Source organism: uncultured Ligilactobacillus sp., from assembly GCF_948826705.1.
GTDB lineage: Bacteria > Bacillota > Bacilli > Lactobacillales > Lactobacillaceae > Ligilactobacillus.
Genome location: NZ_CAQLEL010000147.1, coordinates 1 through 17,454 on the forward strand (window position 1 = coordinate 1; position 17,454 = coordinate 17,454).

16 protein-coding genes and 1 pseudogene are annotated in these 17,454 nt (G+C 40.0%); all 17 read right to left on the reverse strand.

The window, feature by feature from the left end:
* Positions 1–259: 259 nt before the first annotated feature.
* Complete coding sequence (locus Q9Q35_RS11010) at positions 260–1,168, reverse strand: alpha/beta fold hydrolase (protein ID WP_304653405.1); 909 nt, start codon at positions 1,166–1,168, stop codon at positions 260–262.
* 131 nt (positions 1,169–1,299) lie between these two features.
* Positions 1,300–2,478, reverse strand: a complete 1,179-nt coding sequence (locus Q9Q35_RS11015) for an MFS transporter (RefSeq protein WP_304653406.1) — start codon at positions 2,476–2,478, stop codon at positions 1,300–1,302.
* A 192-nt stretch (positions 2,479–2,670) separates the two neighbouring features.
* Positions 2,671–3,096 (reverse strand): peptide-methionine (R)-S-oxide reductase MsrB, encoded by a 426-nt coding sequence (msrB, locus tag Q9Q35_RS11020; protein WP_304653407.1) that lies wholly within the window; start codon positions 3,094–3,096, stop codon positions 2,671–2,673.
* A 21-nt stretch (positions 3,097–3,117) separates the two neighbouring features.
* On the reverse strand, positions 3,118–3,936 hold the full coding sequence (locus Q9Q35_RS11025) for an iron ABC transporter permease (RefSeq protein WP_304653408.1): 819 nt from the start codon (positions 3,934–3,936) through the stop codon (positions 3,118–3,120).
* A gap of 96 nt (positions 3,937–4,032) precedes the next feature.
* Positions 4,033–5,961 carry an FtsX-like permease family protein gene (locus tag Q9Q35_RS11030; RefSeq protein WP_304653409.1) on the reverse strand — a complete coding sequence of 643 codons (1,929 nt, stop codon included), beginning with the start codon at positions 5,959–5,961 and terminating at the stop codon, positions 4,033–4,035.
* 5 nt (positions 5,962–5,966) lie between these two features.
* Positions 5,967–6,707, reverse strand: coding sequence for an ABC transporter ATP-binding protein (locus Q9Q35_RS11035; RefSeq protein WP_304653410.1), 741 nt, complete (start codon positions 6,705–6,707; stop codon positions 5,967–5,969).
* A 586-nt stretch (positions 6,708–7,293) separates the two neighbouring features.
* On the reverse strand, positions 7,294–8,670 hold the full coding sequence (rlmD, locus tag Q9Q35_RS11040; RefSeq protein ID WP_304653411.1) for a 23S rRNA (uracil(1939)-C(5))-methyltransferase RlmD: 1,377 nt from the start codon (positions 8,668–8,670) through the stop codon (positions 7,294–7,296).
* A gap of 74 nt (positions 8,671–8,744) precedes the next feature.
* Complete coding sequence (locus Q9Q35_RS11045) at positions 8,745–9,149, reverse strand: MarR family winged helix-turn-helix transcriptional regulator (RefSeq protein WP_304653412.1); 405 nt, start codon at positions 9,147–9,149, stop codon at positions 8,745–8,747.
* An 86-nt stretch (positions 9,150–9,235) separates the two neighbouring features.
* Positions 9,236–10,003: pseudogene (locus Q9Q35_RS11050) on the reverse strand (replication-associated recombination protein A); the annotation flags it as partial.
* Positions 10,004–10,153: 150 nt separating this feature from the next.
* Complete coding sequence (locus Q9Q35_RS11055; RefSeq protein ID WP_304653413.1) at positions 10,154–11,191, reverse strand: zinc-dependent alcohol dehydrogenase family protein; 1,038 nt, start codon at positions 11,189–11,191, stop codon at positions 10,154–10,156.
* Between the two features lie 17 nt (positions 11,192–11,208).
* Positions 11,209–11,859 (reverse strand): NAD(P)H-binding protein, encoded by a 651-nt coding sequence (locus tag Q9Q35_RS11060; RefSeq protein WP_304653414.1) that lies wholly within the window; start codon positions 11,857–11,859, stop codon positions 11,209–11,211.
* Positions 11,856–12,314 (reverse strand): flavodoxin, encoded by a 459-nt coding sequence (locus tag Q9Q35_RS11065; RefSeq protein WP_304653415.1) that lies wholly within the window; start codon positions 12,312–12,314, stop codon positions 11,856–11,858. The genes Q9Q35_RS11060 and Q9Q35_RS11065 overlap by 4 nt, the downstream gene beginning before the upstream one ends.
* Before the next feature lie 18 nt (positions 12,315–12,332).
* Positions 12,333–13,178 (reverse strand): aldo/keto reductase, encoded by an 846-nt coding sequence (locus Q9Q35_RS11070; RefSeq protein WP_304653416.1) that lies wholly within the window; start codon positions 13,176–13,178, stop codon positions 12,333–12,335.
* A gap of 122 nt (positions 13,179–13,300) precedes the next feature.
* Entirely contained in the window at positions 13,301–14,323 is a 1,023-nt protein-coding gene (locus Q9Q35_RS11075) for a diacylglycerol kinase (RefSeq protein WP_304653417.1), read from the reverse strand.
* Between the two features lie 28 nt (positions 14,324–14,351).
* A complete protein-coding gene (gene gatB, locus Q9Q35_RS11080; protein ID WP_056958922.1) occupies positions 14,352–15,785 on the reverse strand; it encodes an Asp-tRNA(Asn)/Glu-tRNA(Gln) amidotransferase subunit GatB in 1,434 nt (477 codons plus the stop codon).
* Positions 15,785–17,248: an Asp-tRNA(Asn)/Glu-tRNA(Gln) amidotransferase subunit GatA gene (gene gatA, locus Q9Q35_RS11085; RefSeq protein ID WP_304653418.1), complete on the reverse strand. Its 1,464-nt coding sequence runs from the start codon at positions 17,246–17,248 to the stop codon at positions 15,785–15,787. The genes gatB and gatA overlap by 1 nt, the downstream gene beginning before the upstream one ends.
* Positions 17,249–17,251: 3 nt before the next feature.
* On the reverse strand, positions 17,252–17,454 hold a 203-nt coding region (gene gatC / locus Q9Q35_RS11090; RefSeq protein ID WP_304653419.1), incomplete at its 5' end, for an Asp-tRNA(Asn)/Glu-tRNA(Gln) amidotransferase subunit GatC.

Here is a 17,454-nt window from a genome sequence, read left to right on the forward strand (position 1 = left end):
CGGCAAATTCCGCAATATACTTAGCATATGTTTTTTGGATCTCAGCTTTTAGTTCTGCTTTGTCATGATAACTTCTCATCGCTTAAACTCTCCCTTTAAATCTTTTACTTGAGTTTACACGTAGATTTTTCCCACAGTATCACTCTTGATCTTGCTTTATTTTCACGATCATCTCACCAATATTAGTTGTTCGATCATAAATATCTACTTAACTTATACTCTTTCCATAACCAAATTCCATTTCACTGAACTATTACAACTAGATTTTGTCATCCATCCAAGCTACCAGATCACGCATCACTTCATTTTTATTCAACTCATTTAAGATCTCATGCCGGGCATCAGGATATAACTTTAGCGTTACGTCTGTAAAATCTTCATGTCGCAAGATCTTATAAAAATGCGTCACGCCTTTACCAAAGCCTCCAACTGGATCTTTTGCTCCTGAGATCAAAAGTAATGGCAAGCTACGCGGGATCTTTTTGATCCACTTACGACTCGCTGCAAGATTTGAAAACGTGAATAACGCACGATACATACTCAATGTCGGGGTAAATTGATGATGCTTGTGCGCTAAATATTTATCTACTTCTGTTTTGTCACGCGATAACCAATCAGCGCTCGTCTTATTTGGAGCAAATAAACGATTGAACATCCCCGTACTCATCTGTTCCAAAAATTTACTGCGATACTTTTCACCGTGAAACATCCGCAAGATCTTTGTTAGTCCGATCGCAGCCCAAGTCTGTACTCGTGGTTGTTGGCCTGTTCCCATAAGGATCGCCTTATCTACATCTTGTCCATACTGTCCCAGATACAACCGCGTGATAAATGAGCCCATCGAATGCCCTAGGATAATGTAGGGAATATCGGGATATTTTTTGCTAACTTCCCTTTGCAAAGTATGCACGTCTGCGATCAGATCTTGCCAATTTTTGGGAAAAGCCCCGTAGTCTTCTGGATCTTTGACCGTCTCGCCATGTCCAACATGATCATGTCCGACCACAAGATAACCTGCATCATTTGCAAAACGGGCAAACTCATCATAGCGTTCGATGTGTTCGACCATCCCGTGAACGATCTGTAAAACTGCCTTAGGCTTTGCGATCTGCCACATGACCGCATAGTTGGCGCGTTCTCCAAAATACCAAGTTTTCTTTTCTGTCATTTTCTACCCCATTACAAAAAATATAATTAAATTTATCCATCTAAGTTCAGAATAGCATAGTTTTACAGATAAGTTCAGTAAAGACAACTAAAAAACAGGAATAAACAGCCCGTCTATTCCTGCAAAAATTATCATTTCAATTTTTTTCTATATTTAAAGACTATCCCAGCTTCTACTAACAGGCTAAGCATCGCTAAGCTAAAAGCTATTTTGATCCCAAATCTTTCAGTGATCCAACTCATGATAAAGAGTAAGATCGAAAAACTGATCACAGAGATCATCTCAAAAACTGCATCAACATCTACTAATTGATCTTTTGTAACACTTTCTTGGATCAAAACAGCTTCTGGGATCTCTTTTAACTGAGATACACTACCAAACAATAGTGAACCAAGCAAAAAGACAACTGAATGTGGTACTTTTAAGATCAAAAAAAGCATTGCGATCGCTAAAAACAGCGACATCACTATACTAAAAACTTTATGTTCATTGATCTTTTTAGAAAACTTGAATACCACTAAGCCTCCAATAACGATCCCAAGTGAATAGGTCATATTAGCATAACCCCAATACGCTTCAGTTTCATGCAAGATCTCAGTCACAAAAACTAAAATGATCGATGAGACCCAAAGTGTATCGGAAAAAACTTCTAAAAGCCCTATCCCAAGCAAGACTTTCAAAACTGTACGCTGATACAATAATCTCCACCCTTTAAAAAGAGTCTGACATGTAGTCTCGGAGCTGTCTTTTATAACGACTACTCTAGGCAAACGACTCGTAAGAAAAGTAGCCAATGCAAAAAAACATAACGTGACCAGTAAAGCACCATGTATCCCTAAACTAGCAAATAAGACTCCACCAACGCCCCAACCAATGATCGCAACACTTTCACTGCAAACTGTCAGGACTGAATCACCACGAGCTAAGTCGGTCTCATAGTGTGTCATAAGTGTAACTGTTATCGGCTGTTCAAAACCGTCCAAAAGTGAGATCAAAGTTACCACCAGATAGATAAAAAGCAATGGCAGTCTAGGCCAAAAATACAGCGAAACTGTCAAAAATGCTAATGAAAACGTCTTTGCTGCTTGCGTATAAAACATGATCTTATTTAACGGTAGATATTTGCTCACTAAAGGAACTAAAAATGTCGTGGCAAATGAAGCACCACCCATCAAGATCGGAACAAGTGAAGTCGATACGAGCGAATCTGAGATAAGATAGATATTAGCGATGATGAGGACTCTGAAAGAAAGATCAGCCAAATTAGCTACAAGCTGCGAAAGCGCCAATAACTTAAATGCTTTTGTCATAAAAATCCCCTACTTTTGCTATTGATCGCTAGTTTTCCCCAATGATTTTTAACACATTAGCTTGATCCTCCTGATATCTGCAATAATTTCTTTAAAAATAGCACACTATCGATCAAAATAAAAGGATAAGTTTTTTAGCTAGATAATTCTAAAATAAAAAGGACATACTTCAAAAAGTACATCCTGCTCTATTTATAAGAGATCTAAATATTCACCATATCCCTCAGCTATCATCTTATCAGCTGGGATAAAGCGCAAAGCAGCGGAATTGATGCAATATCGCATTCCACCGCTCTTCTTAGGGCCATCAGAAAAAACATGCCCTAAGTGTGAATCAGCTTGACTACTTTTAACTTCAGTCCGACTCATAAAATGCGAATAGTCAGCCTTAGTAGTCAAGCTCTCCTTAGCGATCGGTCTTGTAAAAGCTGGCCAACCACAGCCCGAATCATACTTATCCTTAGAGGAAAATAAAGGTTGACCACTTACAACATCAACATAGATCCCTTTCTCAAAAAAATCATCATATTCCCCAGTAAATGCACGCTCAGTCGCTGCATTTTGGGTGACTTCATAAGCAAGGTCTCCGATCTTTTGCCGTAATTCTTGCTCTTTCATACGCTCAACTTTCCTTTCTTATCAAATCGTCTTTTTCATCAAATAAAGAAAATAAGGCGCACCGATGATCGAAACAACGATCCCTGTCGGCAATGTATTACCGATCAAAAAAGTGCGTGTCAACGTATCTGCGATCAACAATATCAACGCACCTAATAGCATAGCCAATGGGATCCGAACACGATGTCCTGCTAAAAGTCCAATAAACACAATATTTCCTGCTATGATCACAGTTAATGATACCAATAAACTAGTTAAAATCAAAAGATCACGCCTAGCTTTACGTAGATCTAAGCCTAAAGCCAAACTCGACTCTTCAGCCAAAGTCAAGAGATCAAAGATCCGACTTCGATAATAGATAAGTCCCCACAAGATCAATAACAAGGGAGCAACTAAGCCCAAACTTGTCCAATTATCGCCCATGATCTTACCAGATAACCAATCGATCATATAGGTCAACTTAGCTTGTTCAACGTATCCGACCACGGGCAAGATACTGGTCGATAAGATCGCTGAAAGAGTCACACCTGTAATGATAAATTTGATCGGGTCAAGTGTTCCTTGCTGTCTCTTGGCTAATTGGTAGATCGACCAACTAACAAGTAAGCCACCAATAACAGAAACTAGCGGTAAGATCTGTGACATATAGGATCCTTGGGGTAAATACCGTAAAGCAAATGCGATCAACAATCCTGCACCAGCATTGATCCCTAAAGTCCCCGAATCAGCCAGTGGATCTTGCGTTAGTGTCTGTAGTAATAAACCGCTCAGCCCAAGCGAAGCACCGCTAGTAAACACGCTGATCTCCATGATCTCACTAACTTCTTTGATACTATACATTGATCGTTTCCACTATATTATTGATAAAATATCTTTTCTCTGATCTAGTATACTACATTTTTGCCAAAGACATTTCTGATCACTATTGCATCAAACTTAGCCGATATGCAAGGTAAGTTCTTTGACGATCGACCTACCTGCCAGATAATATACCAAAAGATAGATCGGCAAAAATAACCCGATCGTGTACAGCAAAGGCTGGCCTAATCTACTATACCAACCTGTAGTCAATGAGTCAGTTATCAAATAACTTGCACCTAAGATCCCAAATACTCCATTTATTAAACCTAAGATCAATGGTGGGAAAAATAGCCACGCATTTTCGACCGATACGACACGTCGGATCTCTTTTATTCGATATCCTAGCTTGGCTAAAGTATCGTATTCTTCACTTAAGGACAACTCTTCGATCCGCGCAGTAAAATATAAGATCGTACTGATCGTTACAAAAAATAGGATAGAGATCATTGATATCATCAAAAATGTCGGACTATTGGCATTGGTGATCAATTTATTACGCTCATAAGAACTAAAGTACGCTACTTTAGTCTTTTTAAATGCTTGCACTAATTTTTCATTATCGCGCATGTTTTTCCCATCAAATGACACGATCGCATAACTAGCATTTGGATATTTTTGCGCTAACTCGTTAAATTTTGCATCGCTAACGATCACCGTTACAACACTGTTAGCAAATGCGAAAGGATTTTGATTGGTCGCTTTTTTCACTTGGAGCGTTTGTGAGCCATCTTTAAGCGTAAAACTTTCATTTACCGGAGCTAAACTGGCGTAATAATTGACCAATACAGCTTCATTTAACGCCATTTTTTTCAATTGTTCCTGATGTTGCAATGCCATCAGCTCACTGTAGTTTGTAAAAGAGATCACGTCGATATGATCACTGGTATTTCGCTTGGAAAAATACCATTTATCTTTTAGTTTGAGTTCTAATATTTTAGAATCAACGGCTTTAAGCGCAAACTTTTGTTCGAAGCTCTTGATCTCACTTGTACTCAAAGGGCGTTTCTTAGCTATTTTAGTTTCTAATGTGCTAGGAACGATCCGTTTAGTCGCTTCATATGGATACGACAGCGTTAAAAATGTGACACCTAAGACCATGACTGATCCAGTCGTCAATAGCGCAAGGGAGGTCAGCAAACGTCCTTTATTTTGTAAACGGTGTTGCATTCGCGGTAAGACAACATTTCCACTCATGCTGTATAGCTTTTTAGGTCTATGTATCAAAAATGAAACTACATACGGCAATGTAAAGATGATAAACAACACACTACCTCCGCCCAATAAACACAGTGTGACAAACAATACTGGCAAACTACCATATTGATCCCATAACGAATATGGACGAGTGGTCAAATTGATAAATAACAGATCTGCTCCTAACAAACATACTAAGCCACTTAAAGCTAAAAATGGATGACGCTTTACTTGCTTATCTTGTAACTTTTGTAAGTTTAAAATATCGGTCAATTTTTTTCTAAAGATCACATAGAGTTCTATGTAGACTATTCCGATGATCCCTAAGATCAATAGAAGCATATTTTTAAAGGCAACACTTTGGATCTTTAAACTCCAGATAGATAGATCTAAGCCTATAAATTTGATCAGACAAGTTCGCATGCCAAAGTACAAGATATACCCTACACCAAGCGAAAGTCCAGCTGCGATGACCACCAAAATAGCATTTTCAGCTAAAAATAAGCGTACGATCTCTTGGCGTTTAAAGCCTAAGATCGAATATATCCCCAATTCTTCGGCACGTTGCTTGATGAAAAACTGGTTGAAATATACAAAGTAAAAAACGATAAACAACACAAAAAACAAACTTATCGTCTGGATCATCGTCTTGATATCAGCATCTTCAGCTAACCGCGCTACGATCACACTATCAGTTGAAAAACACTGGAGCATAAAAAACAAACTAAAGATCACCAGCTGTGCTAAAAAATAAACTTGATACAACTTCTTGTTATGTTTCAAATTTGAAAAACTGATCGCAAATGACATCATACTCACCTCTCTAACTCAAGCATTACATCCGAAATTTTCTTTTGAAAATCTTTCTTCATTTCGGTCAGATCTCTTCTTAAGGTCGTGTAGATCTGACCATCTTTTAAGAAATGGATATTCTTAGCAAAACTAGCCGAATACGCATCATGAGTCACCATCAAGATCGTCGTGTGTAATTCCCGATTGATATAAGTCAACTGTTGCATGATCGTCTTAGTCGAGTTGGAGTCCAAAGCCCCCGTAGGCTCATCAGCGATCAATAATTTAGGTTCCTTGACCAAAGCCCTAATGATCGCCACTCTTTGCTTTTGCCCACCTGAAAGTTCATGAGGATAATGATCTAAGACTGAGGCGATCTCGAATTTTTGACTGAGTTCAGTTACGCTCTTTTCGATCTCAGCTGGCGTTTTTTTCAATAATGATAGCGCCACTGTAATATTTTGCTTAGCGGTCAAACTGGACAATAGCCGATAATCTTGAAAGATAAAACCCAGGTTATTTCTTCTAAAAAGTGTTGCTTCATCGACTGACATCTTGGCCACGTCGACTCCTTCAAATAAGATCTGTCCTTTGCTTGGAGCATCTAAAGTCGCAATACTATTCAATAAAGTCGTCTTCCCCGAACCAGAGGTCCCCATGATCGCACAAAACTCGCCTACTTCTAGTGAAAAATCAACGTTATCCAACGCTAAAACATTGGCAGCATAACTCTTACTTACATCTTTAACGCTCAATAGATCCATTGTTCATCCCTCGCCTTTCATGATATACACTGATAATAACGCTTGTACTAAAAAAGACATACAATTAATTTGGTTAAATATTAGACTCTGAATTTTAATCTAAGCCGCCAACGGCACCTATCACCCATTAATTTTCGATATTTTAACTTAAACCACATCTTCATCACACGGAATTTTAACATTAATGTTATACAATATCCAGTAATATCTATATTTTTACAAAAAATAAGAAGTGATCACTACCTCAATGGAGCAAACACCTCTTATATTTTTATAAAATATTGATTTTTTAATAAAGTAAAGAATTGGATATCACTTATATATTTCATTTTTATAACCTATTGATAATATAAAGATCGTCACTTCTTACTCATAGTATATCTTATAATCCTAACTCTTTTATCATATCTTCGTGAGAAATACTTTGATCGTTTTTCTCATGCTCTTTCATTAGTCTTTACCTTATTCTCTATTTGGATCTGCTGATTTGTCATTCTTCTACCCACCTTAATAATCTGATTTATTACTATTATACGTTGAGTATACTATCATCTCACCAAAATCTTGTCATATCGATTTTGACAAGCTATTTCCCCCCACATTCCAGCACCGTCACCGTCTCCACATGCGCAGTCTGTGGGAATTGATCGACTGGTAAGATCGGTTGACTCACGCTATAGCCTAGGTCCATAAAACTTTGGATATCTCGTACCAAGGTCGCCGGATTGCAGCTGACATAAACGATCTTTTTAGGAGACATCTTGACTGCACTTTCGATCAAGCTTTGCGTCAAACCTTTACGTGGCGGATCGACCATGATCACATCTGGCTTGATCCCTTGTTCTTGCCAAGTTGCCATCCAGTCCTCGGCATTACCGACTTCAAATTCCAAGTTATCCAAATTATTTAAAGCTGCATTCTTTTTGGCATCCGCGATCGCTTCTTCTACGATCTCGACCCCATAGACTTTTTTAGCATGCTTTGCCATGGACAGTGAGATGGTCCCGATCCCACAATAAGCATCGATCACCGTTTCATTTCCGGTCAAGCCAGCACGCTTGATCGCCTCTTGGTAAAGTTTTTCAGTCTGCGTTGGGTTGACTTGGTAAAATGATCTTGCTGAGATCTCAAATTTAAGTCCATTCAACTGATCTGTGATATATTCTTGGCCCGCTAAAACCTGGGTCTTGTCACCCAAGATCACATTAGTCTGTTTGGAATTGATATTTTGTTGCAAACTCACCACATCAGGGCAAGCTGCCATGATCTCATTTACGATCGCTTCTTTATTTGGTAGCTTATTAGTCCGCGTCACCAACACGACCATCACTTCTTTAGAATAATGTCCACGCCGCACCATGATATGCCGTAAGATCCCGCTGTGTGTAGCTTCATCATAAGCTGTCATTTGATACTTTTGTAAGATCACTAACACTTTTTGGATCACTTCATCGATCCGTTTATCTTGGATCAAGAAGTCCGTCAGTGGTAAAAAATTATGACTACCGCGCTTAAAAAAGCCGGCTGTCAGTTTTCCATCAATTTCACGGACTGGGACTTGTGCCTTGTTGCGATAGGCATATGGTTCTACCATCCCCAAAGTTTGTTCAACTGCTAGGTCAGCTAGATGTGCCTTTTTCAACAGATCACTGACTAATTTTTGTTTGAATTTCAACTGAGCTGGATAAGCTAAGTGCTGTAAAGGTGCGATCCCAGTTTGCGAATAGGCTTTACCTTTACCTGTGACCCGATCAGGACTGGTCGTCAAGCGTTCGATAACTTTAGCGTAACCAAAATTTTTACCGACCTTTAACACATGGAGTTTTACTTTTTCACCAGGTAAAGCATCATCACAAAAAAGTGAATATCCTTCGACTTTAGCGACACCCATTCCTTGGTAGGTCAGATCCACGATCGTCGCTTCTACTTTTTGATTTTTAACTACAGGTAATTTCCGTTTCATTACTTATCCTCGTTTACTTTGATTTTAGTTATCACTATCTATTCTACCAAGTCCAAGCTGACAAAAAAAGTAGCCTAGCCTCTTAGCGCTAGTTTTAGAAGACGTAAAAGTTGTTTTTGCTCAGTCAGATCTAACTTAGCTAAAGCATCAGCATGGGCTTTTTCTAAATCAGGCGTGATCTGTTCGTAGATCTGACGACCATTTTCTGTCACAAATAGCTGCTTTGCTTTACCTACTTGTTTTCTTTTGATCAGATCTAGTCTTTCCATCTTTGTGATGATCTGGGTGATATTTCCCTTAGTGACGACCAAGGTAGCGGCTAACTCCTTTTGAGTACGACCAGTATGGTTATATACATAATTTAAAATATCGTATTGTGCATTAGTTATACCAACTTGCTGTAAAACGGTTGCGCTATTAGCTAGTAGTTGGCGCTGAAGTTGGCTAATTCGCAAAAAGATCAAACTCTCGCGATTCATATTATCCCCCCCTTACAATTAGTAAATTTATATATATGCCGTATTTTTGTCAACTATCACTGCAAAAAAAGAGTGGCGCACCACTCTTAAGTTTTATCGTGTTTTTGATGCCACGCCTTGATCTGTTCTAAGCGTTGTTTGAAACGGATCTCGTTTCCTTGCTCAGTTGGCAGATAATAAGTGTGTCCCACTAAATTATCCGGCATTGTTTGCATTGTGGTCAACTTATCTTTTGCAAAATGAGCTAACTCATAACCTTTACCATAGCCTAATTCTTTCATCAACTTGGTCGTCCCATTTCTGATCTGCAATGGCACAGGTTCATTTAAAGTCTGTTTGACATCTTTAGCGACTCTTGTGGTCGCTTTATAAACAGCATTAGATTTAGGTGCCAAAGATAGATATATCACTGCTTGAATCAAATGCACATTACATTCAGGCATTCCGATAAATTGGCACGTCTGAAAAACATTAACAACTAGATTCAAAGCATTGTTATCAGCTAAACCGATATATTCACTGGCAAAACGCAACAAGCGCCGGGCAATATATAATGGATCTTCGCCACCAGCTAGCATCCGATTCAACCAATAGATCGCTGCATCAACATCACTATTTCGCATAGATTTATGCAAAGCTGAGATCAAGTCATAATGATCTTCACCGTTCTTATCATATTTAAGTGTCTTTTCCCCTAAAACTTGACTCAATAGATCGTCGCTCAGTTCTAAAACCCCATCTTGGCTGATATTTCCATTATCAACTAACAACTCCAATGTATTCAAGGCCCTTCGCGCATCCCCATCGCTAAAGATCGCGATCTGCTCTAATAATGTCTTTGAGACAGTGAGCTCCGTTTACCTGTCGCTTCTATTTTATCACACCGAACATTAGTTTGTAAAAAATAAACTAAAACACTCACTCTAACAAAAAAGCAGCTAGTTACCCAGCTGCCTAATTACTCTTGAGTTTTTCATAGGTCTAAAGCAAAAAGCTGCCTGACCCTATTGACTTATGATCAGTAATGATTTGATCGCTTCTCGTTTATCCATGGCTTCATAAGCTGCCTGGACATCATCCAATGTGAAACGTTTGGTAAAGACTTTACCCGGTTTGATCTTGCCCTCTAAGACTGTGGCTAATAATACCGCCCGATCATGGGTCGTGACCGAAGCGATCCCACCACGTAAACCGATATTTTTCCAAAATAGTTGATTAGAGCTCGGTTCTGTTTGCGGAACCCCTACACGACCGATCACTGCACCTGGACGAGCTACTTTACCTGCTTGTTCGATCGCTGAAGTTGCCCCAACACATTCTAAAACAGCATCTGCACCAGCACCATCTGTCAACTCTAGCACTTTTTGAACTGCATCATCGCCACGCTCAGAAACGATATCAGTAGCCCCAAATTCACGGGCTAATTTAGCTCGATCTTCATGGTGGCTCAAACTGATGATCCGCTTAGCCCCACGTAATTTAGCACCGATAACGCCACAAAGTCCAACAGCTCCATCACCGATCACAACAACAGTATCACCTGCTTTGACTTCAGCCGTAAAAGCAGCATGATAACCAGTTGCCATTACATCTGACAAGGCAAGTAATGAATTCAACTGCTCATCAGTATAATCAGCTGGTCGACCAGGGATCTTGACTAGGCCCCAATCAGCGTTGTAATACCGCAAATATTGGCCTTGATAGCCCCCATTACTACCGGCTTCTTGGTTTAAACAATTACCATCAAAACCTGCTTTACATGCCGCACAGTGCCCACAACCATGTGTAAAGGGAACGATCACGAAATCACCAACTTTGACATTTTTTACATCTGATCCAACTTCAGCAACGATCCCGATCGCCTCATGTCCAACTAAACTGTTAGCTTGACGTTTAGAGATCCCACGATACCACCAAAGATCTGAACCACAGACACAAGCACGCACGATTTTTATGATCGCATCAGTTGATTTTTGAAGTGTTGGTTTTTCAACTTCCGTAACTTCCATTTTGCCTGGTTCTACAAAAATTGCCGCTTTCATCCTATCTACCCCTCTCATTAATACACCGGACGATCACTGTCCTTGGTCTTAGGGTCAGCGATGCCCACGCTATCATTGACTAAAAATTTTGGATCGGAAATGATCCTTAAGACCACATCTGCAATACTTCTACGTGAACCTGAAACACCGAGATAAGTTTCATCTTTATGGGTGATCTCATAGGCCACTTCACGATCATTTAACCATGGTAAGCGTAAAGTTGTATAGGCTAGACCTGATCTTGCCAACAGCTTATCAGAATTTTTAGCTGATTCCAAGCCAGATGCTACCATCTCTTTGTTCCAACGCCCAAATTCACCTAAAACTTCATCATAGATCCCTAAAATATTGGTAAAAACGACCCGCTTAACACCTGTTTCTTTCATCGCCTCGATCACATATTTAGTTTGATGGTTATCACTAGTATGATCGACCACCCCTACAAAGACTAGATCTTGACCCAAAATAGCTTGCTTGACATCAGCGTAATTATCTAAACTGCCTTCGATCAACGTCACACGGTCATTACTTTCCAAAGCTGCCAAACGTTTTTTATCGCGTAAAAATAACGTCAACTCAACATCAGAAAACTCAGGTTCAGTTAAGATACATTCCTCAACTAAACGCGAAATTTGTCCATTAGCTGCCATGATCAATACTTTTTTCATTTTTCTATTACCTCTTTTGCCCATGTTAAAATATCTTTTTCCTTTTGATAGATCGACACCACGGTTAACGGTGCTGCCCAAGTTTTAAAAATTTCTCCGTAAGATCCCACACTACCTGCATCTGTATAAAATGTAGCAACTTTACCTTTAAAATTTGCGATCTGTGCTAAAAAACTATAGATCGGCGTCGCAGGTGCTCCACTCCAAACAGGACTACCAACTAAGATCATCTCATACTGAGATGTATCGGGGAGCTTAGTCACTAACTCTGGAAAATTATTTGTCTTTATCTGTGTTTTAGCGATCTCTGAGGTTTCATACATATCAGTAGAAAACACGTTGTTCTTGACCGTTAACTCTAAAAGCTCAGCATTTAGGGCCTGTGCTAATTTTTTTGCTACTTGTTTTGTATTATTTGACCAAGAATAATACGTGATCAATATCTTTTTTGTCATCCAAAAAATTCTCTCATTTTATTTTTGAGCTTCAAAATCCATCTGCATTTGAGCATATTGCTCTTCTCTTGCATCATTTGGTATATAATAACGCTTATTTTGATCAAGTTTAGCGATCTCAGACATTTCTTCGATCGTTAATTCAAAATTAAAAATATCCGCATTATCTTTGATATGTTCAGGATCCGTTGAACCTGGGATCACGATGAAGCCCATTTGAACATGCCATCGCAAAATGATCTGTACACTACTCTTGCCATATTTTTGCGCTAATTTAGTAAAAATAGGTTCATTCATCAAGCTTTTATCACCATGCCCTAGAGGGTACCATGCCATTAGCCGTGTTCCATATGGTGCCAAACCTTCACGAATATCTGATTGCGTATAGTATGGATGAGCTTCAACTTGGATCACCTGTGGTTTTATTTCGACTTGTTCCAATAATTGTGTCAACTTTTTACCATGAAAATTTGAGATCCCAATTGCTTTGATCTTACCATCACGATAAGCTTGCTCAAGTTGGCGATAGCCTGCCATAAAATCACCAGCAGGTTGATGCAAAAACAATAGATCTAAATAATCTGTCCCTAAACGTTGCAAAGTTTTATCAACTGCTGTTTTATCTTGATAAACTGTCGGCCACAGCTTAGAACTTAAAAAAATTTCTTGTCTAGTTACACTAGATCCTCTGATCCCACGTCCAACGGCTTTTTCATTTAAATAGGCATTAGCCGTATCCAACAAACGATAGCCACTTTCAAGCGCCGAAACAACAGCTTTTTGAGCTTGATCAGGTGACATTTGAAATGTACCTAAGCCTAACATTGGAATGCTAACACCATTATTAAGTTCAAAATTTTGCATTATTTATTCACTCCTTATGATCATTTACAATGAATAACTATAAACCTTGAAGTGAGCTATAAGGCAAGTATAAATTTAGATAAAAAAACTCGTCGCTCCATATTGGAACAACGAGTTCTTAACTACTTATCTAATTTGATATTATCAGATTCATCAAGTTCTTGAACACCATCAACAAAGTTTTTCTTGGCTTCGTCCATATCTTCATCTTCTTTGACTTCCGTGATCGCCCGTTCTGGGATCTCTTGGGTATTGGCAAAGATCTCGATGTGACGTTTCAAGTTCTTGAATTTCATCGGCGCATCCCCACCGTATTCACCATCAATGTTGATCATCATTTTTTCGTCGACTGGTTTAGCGACCAACTTAGATGTTTTAACATAGAGGATATTAGCATCGTTGATGTGTTTACCACCATTTAAGACCATTGTGATCAAACGCATCATCTCTAACAGATTGCTCGTCTTGACTACGATCAAGGTAAATTTTCCATCATCTAAACTGGCATCTGGTACGATCTGCTCAAAGCCACCGACCGAATTAGTCAAAGCTAAGAAAAACATCGATGCCTTACCGTCATAAACACCACCATCATATTCAAGGTGCATATTGATCGGTTTGACCCGTGGCAATAACTCAGCCCCCTTAACTAGGTAAGCTAAATAACCAAAAAGTGTCTTGAATTCAGATGGTACAGCATAAGTCAATTCGCTCAAGAGACCGCCGGCTGCAATATTGACAAAATATTTGTCATTAGCCCGCCCGATATCCATCTTGACCGTTTTACCATTGGCGATAACTTTAGCCGCTTCGATCGGACTTTCCCGCGGTATCTTTAGAGCACGCGCGTAATCATTTGTTGTACCAGCGGGAATGATCCCCAACTTTGGCCGGTGCTTTAGAGGGGCGATCCCATTAACGACTTCATTGATCGTGCCATCACCACCAGCTGCAATGATCAAGCTAAAGCCTGCTTGAGCTGCTCGTTTAGCCTCATTTTGAGCAGAATTAGGCTCAGGCGTCGTTGCAAAGGCACTCGTTTCATAACCAGCACGTTCTAAAATATTCAAGATCTCAACTAGATCATTTTTTAAAGCTTCACGTCCAGATGTCGGATTATAAATAATTCGGCAACGCTTTTGCATAACTATTCCCTCTTGGCGCAGATCGCGTCTATCTTTCCTTTAAACTTGCCATCAACAATTTATTGACAACTTTAGGGTTAGCTTTACCATGGGTCTGCTTCATGATGTTCCCTACTAAGAAGCCAACTGCGCGATCTTTACCATTCTTAAAGTCTTCGATCGATTGCGCGTTGTTGTCCAATACTTCATCGATGATCGGTTGTAATTTAGCTGGGTCAGATAATTGCACCATACCTTTTTCTTCGACCCATGCTTTTGGTTCGGTATCATTTTTGATGATCTCTTTAAAGACCTTTTTAGCGATCTTAGATGAGATCGTTTCATCTTGGATCAACTTGATCATTGTTGCCAAATGTTCTGGTGTCAATGCAGTTTGACCTAACTCAACTTTTTGAGCATTCAAATAAGCACTAACTTCACCCATCAACCAATTAGCCGCTAATTTAGCATCCGCTCCAGCTGCTACAGTTGCTTCGTAGAAATCAGACATTTCTTTTGTTTGAGTCAAAACACCTGCATCATATTCAGTAATGCCCCAGTCGTTGACATAGCGTTTACGACGAACGTCAGGCATTTCTGGGATCGAACCTTTGACCTGTGCGACCCATTCGTCAGAAATATGGATCGGTGGTAGATCAGGTTCTGGGAAGTAACGATAATCGCTCTTACCTTCTTTGACACGCATCAAGATCGTTTCACCACTTGGTTCATCAAAACGCCGTGTTTCTTGTTGGATCTCACCACCAGCCATCAAAACGCGCTCTTGACGCTTAGCTTCATATTCCAAACCTTTTTTCACGTGTTCAAAGGAGTTTAGATTCTTCATTTCCGTTTTAGTCCCAAACTTAGTTGAGCCGATCGGACGAACTGAGATGTTAACGTCAGCTCGCATTGAACCTTCTTCCATCTTCACATCAGATACGCCTGTAAATTGAATGATCTGACGTAAACGTGTCAAGTATGCATAAGCTTCTTCTGGGGAAGCGATATCTGGTTTAGATACGATCTCGATCAATGGTGTTCCTTGACGATTTAGATCGACATAAGAATAGCCATCGCCTGCATGCGTATTTTTCCCAGCATCTTCTTCGACGTGCATTTCTTCGATCCCGATCTTCTTTTTAGTCCCATCTTCAAGCTCGATCTCAAGCCAGCCATCGTGTCCGATCGGTGTCTGGGCTTGTGTGATCTGGTATGCCTTTGGATTATCTGGATAGAAGTAGTTCTTACGGTCAAAGTGGATATCCCGTGCGATCTCACAATTAAGTGCTAAAGCAGCTCGCATCCCGTATTCCAAAGCACCCTTGTTCAATTGTGGCAAAACCCCTGGATAGCCCCAATCGATAACATTAGTATTCGTATTTGGTTCTGCTCCGTAAACTACTGGCGCGGGAGAATAAGCCTTGGAGTTTGTTTTCATCTCAATGTGGACTTCAAGTCCGATTGTTGTTTCAAAGTTCATTAATTTTGCCCCCCGATCGTTGGAACTTGTTTATGGAAGTCGGTCGCTTGTTCAAAAGCATAGCCCGCTTTATACATCGTATCTTCTCTAAATTGTGGTGCGATCAATTGCATCCCGATCGGTAAACCATTGGAGAAACCAGCTGGAAGCGACATTCCTGGCAGACCAGCTAAGTTTACTGGGATCGTCAAGATATCATTCATGTACATCGTGATCGGATCATTGATCTCATCACCGATCCCATAAGCTGTTGTTGGTGCAGTTGGTCCTAAGATCAGATCATAGTCGTTAAAGACCTTCGCAAAGTCTTGGCAGATCAAAGTTCTAACTTGAGCAGCTTTCTTGAAGAAGGCATCATAAGTCCCAGCGGAAAGTGAGAATGTCCCTAACATGATCCGACGTTTGACTTCATCACCAAAACCTTCAGAACGTGAACGAACATAAACATCTTCTAAGTTCTTAACATCTTTTGCTCTAAAGCCATAGCGGATCCCATCAAAACGTTGTAAGTTAGATGAAGCTTCAGAAGAGGCAATGATATAGTAGACTTGGACTCCATACTTGCTGTGTGGCAAGGAAACTTCGTCGACTGTTGCCCCCAAGCTTTCAAACGTCTTGATCGCTTTTTTGATCGCTTCTTTGACATCTTTTGCAACACCTTCGCCAAAGTATTCTTTTGGCACTGCGATCTTCATCCCCTTGATATCACCATCTAAGCCTTGTGTAAAATCAGGAACTTCACGGTTAGAGCTTGTAAAATCACGACTATCATGACCGCTGATAGCATTTAAAACATATGCATTATCTTTGACTGTGCGTGTCAATGGTCCGATCTGATCTAAGCTGGAAGCAAAAGCGATCAAGCCGTAACGGGATACACGACCATAAGTAGGTTTGACCCCAACGATCCCATTGTAAGCTGCTGGTTGACGGATCGAACCACCTGTATCTGAACCTAAGGCAGCTAAAACTTGGCCTGAAGCAACAGCAGCCGCTGAACCACCAGAAGATCCACCAGGGACTTTAGTTTGATCCCAAGCATTTTTAGTTACCTTAAAAGCTGAACTTTCAGTCGAGCCACCCATAGCAAATTCATCCATGTTGACTTTACCCACATTGATCATTTGAGCAGCAGCTAATTTTTCCATGACTGTTGCATCATAGATCGGGTCAAAGTTTTCTAACATCTTGCTGGCAGCTGTTGTCCGTAAGCCTTTTGTCACGATATTATCTTTGATCGCGATCGGGATCCCAGCCAAAACATTAGCTGGATCGATCCCATTTTGGTCAAGTTCTTTAGCTTGCTTTAAAGCAGCTTCTTCATTTAAAGCTAGGAAAGCAGCGATCTGTTGATCACGGTCTTTGATCGTCTTGAAGGTGTCTTTTGTTAACTCCTCTACGCTCAGATCTTTGTTGACCAATTTTTCATGTAAACTGGTCAGATCAGTTGTAAAATAATCCATTGGCTAGCCTTCCTCGCTTTCATCAATAATTGCTGGCACTTTGATAAAGCCATCTTTTCTTTCAGGTACATTTTCCATCAACAATTCTCGGTCGGTCCCCTTAACTGCGATGTCTTCTCGCATTACATTAAAGGCATCCGTCACAGTTGTTGTTACCGGTACATCTGTCGTATCGACTTCACTTAGTTGTTGTACCATATTGATGA

What these genes read in the sequence shown, in the direction of transcription:
- Q9Q35_RS11010 (WP_304653405.1), bottom strand. Translation starts at nt 1,168, where the DNA reads ATGACAGAAAAGAAAACTTGGTATTTTGGAGAACGCGCCAACTATGCG.
- Q9Q35_RS11015 (WP_304653406.1), bottom strand. Translation starts at nt 2,478, where the DNA reads ATGACAAAAGCATTTAAGTTATTGGCGCTTTCGCAGCTTGTAGCTAAT.
- msrB (WP_304653407.1), bottom strand. Translation starts at nt 3,096, where the DNA reads ATGAAAGAGCAAGAATTACGGCAAAAGATCGGAGACCTTGCTTATGAA.
- Q9Q35_RS11025 (WP_304653408.1), bottom strand. Translation starts at nt 3,936, where the DNA reads ATGTATAGTATCAAAGAAGTTAGTGAGATCATGGAGATCAGCGTGTTT.
- Q9Q35_RS11030 (WP_304653409.1), bottom strand. Translation starts at nt 5,961, where the DNA reads ATGTCATTTGCGATCAGTTTTTCAAATTTGAAACATAACAAGAAGTTG.
- Q9Q35_RS11035 (WP_304653410.1), bottom strand. Translation starts at nt 6,707, where the DNA reads ATGGATCTATTGAGCGTTAAAGATGTAAGTAAGAGTTATGCTGCCAAT.
- rlmD (WP_304653411.1), bottom strand. Translation starts at nt 8,670, where the DNA reads ATGAAACGGAAATTACCTGTAGTTAAAAATCAAAAAGTAGAAGCGACG.
- Q9Q35_RS11045 (WP_304653412.1), bottom strand. Translation starts at nt 9,149, where the DNA reads ATGAATCGCGAGAGTTTGATCTTTTTGCGAATTAGCCAACTTCAGCGC.
- Q9Q35_RS11055 (WP_304653413.1), bottom strand. Translation starts at nt 11,191, where the DNA reads ATGAAAGCGGCAATTTTTGTAGAACCAGGCAAAATGGAAGTTACGGAA.
- Q9Q35_RS11060 (WP_304653414.1), bottom strand. Translation starts at nt 11,859, where the DNA reads ATGAAAAAAGTATTGATCATGGCAGCTAATGGACAAATTTCGCGTTTA.
- Q9Q35_RS11065 (WP_304653415.1), bottom strand. Translation starts at nt 12,314, where the DNA reads ATGACAAAAAAGATATTGATCACGTATTATTCTTGGTCAAATAATACA.
- Q9Q35_RS11070 (WP_304653416.1), bottom strand. Translation starts at nt 13,178, where the DNA reads ATGCAAAATTTTGAACTTAATAATGGTGTTAGCATTCCAATGTTAGGC.
- Q9Q35_RS11075 (WP_304653417.1), bottom strand. Translation starts at nt 14,323, where the DNA reads ATGCAAAAGCGTTGCCGAATTATTTATAATCCGACATCTGGACGTGAA.
- gatB (WP_056958922.1), bottom strand. Translation starts at nt 15,785, where the DNA reads ATGAACTTTGAAACAACAATCGGACTTGAAGTCCACATTGAGATGAAA.
- gatA (WP_304653418.1), bottom strand. Translation starts at nt 17,248, where the DNA reads ATGGATTATTTTACAACTGATCTGACCAGTTTACATGAAAAATTGGTC.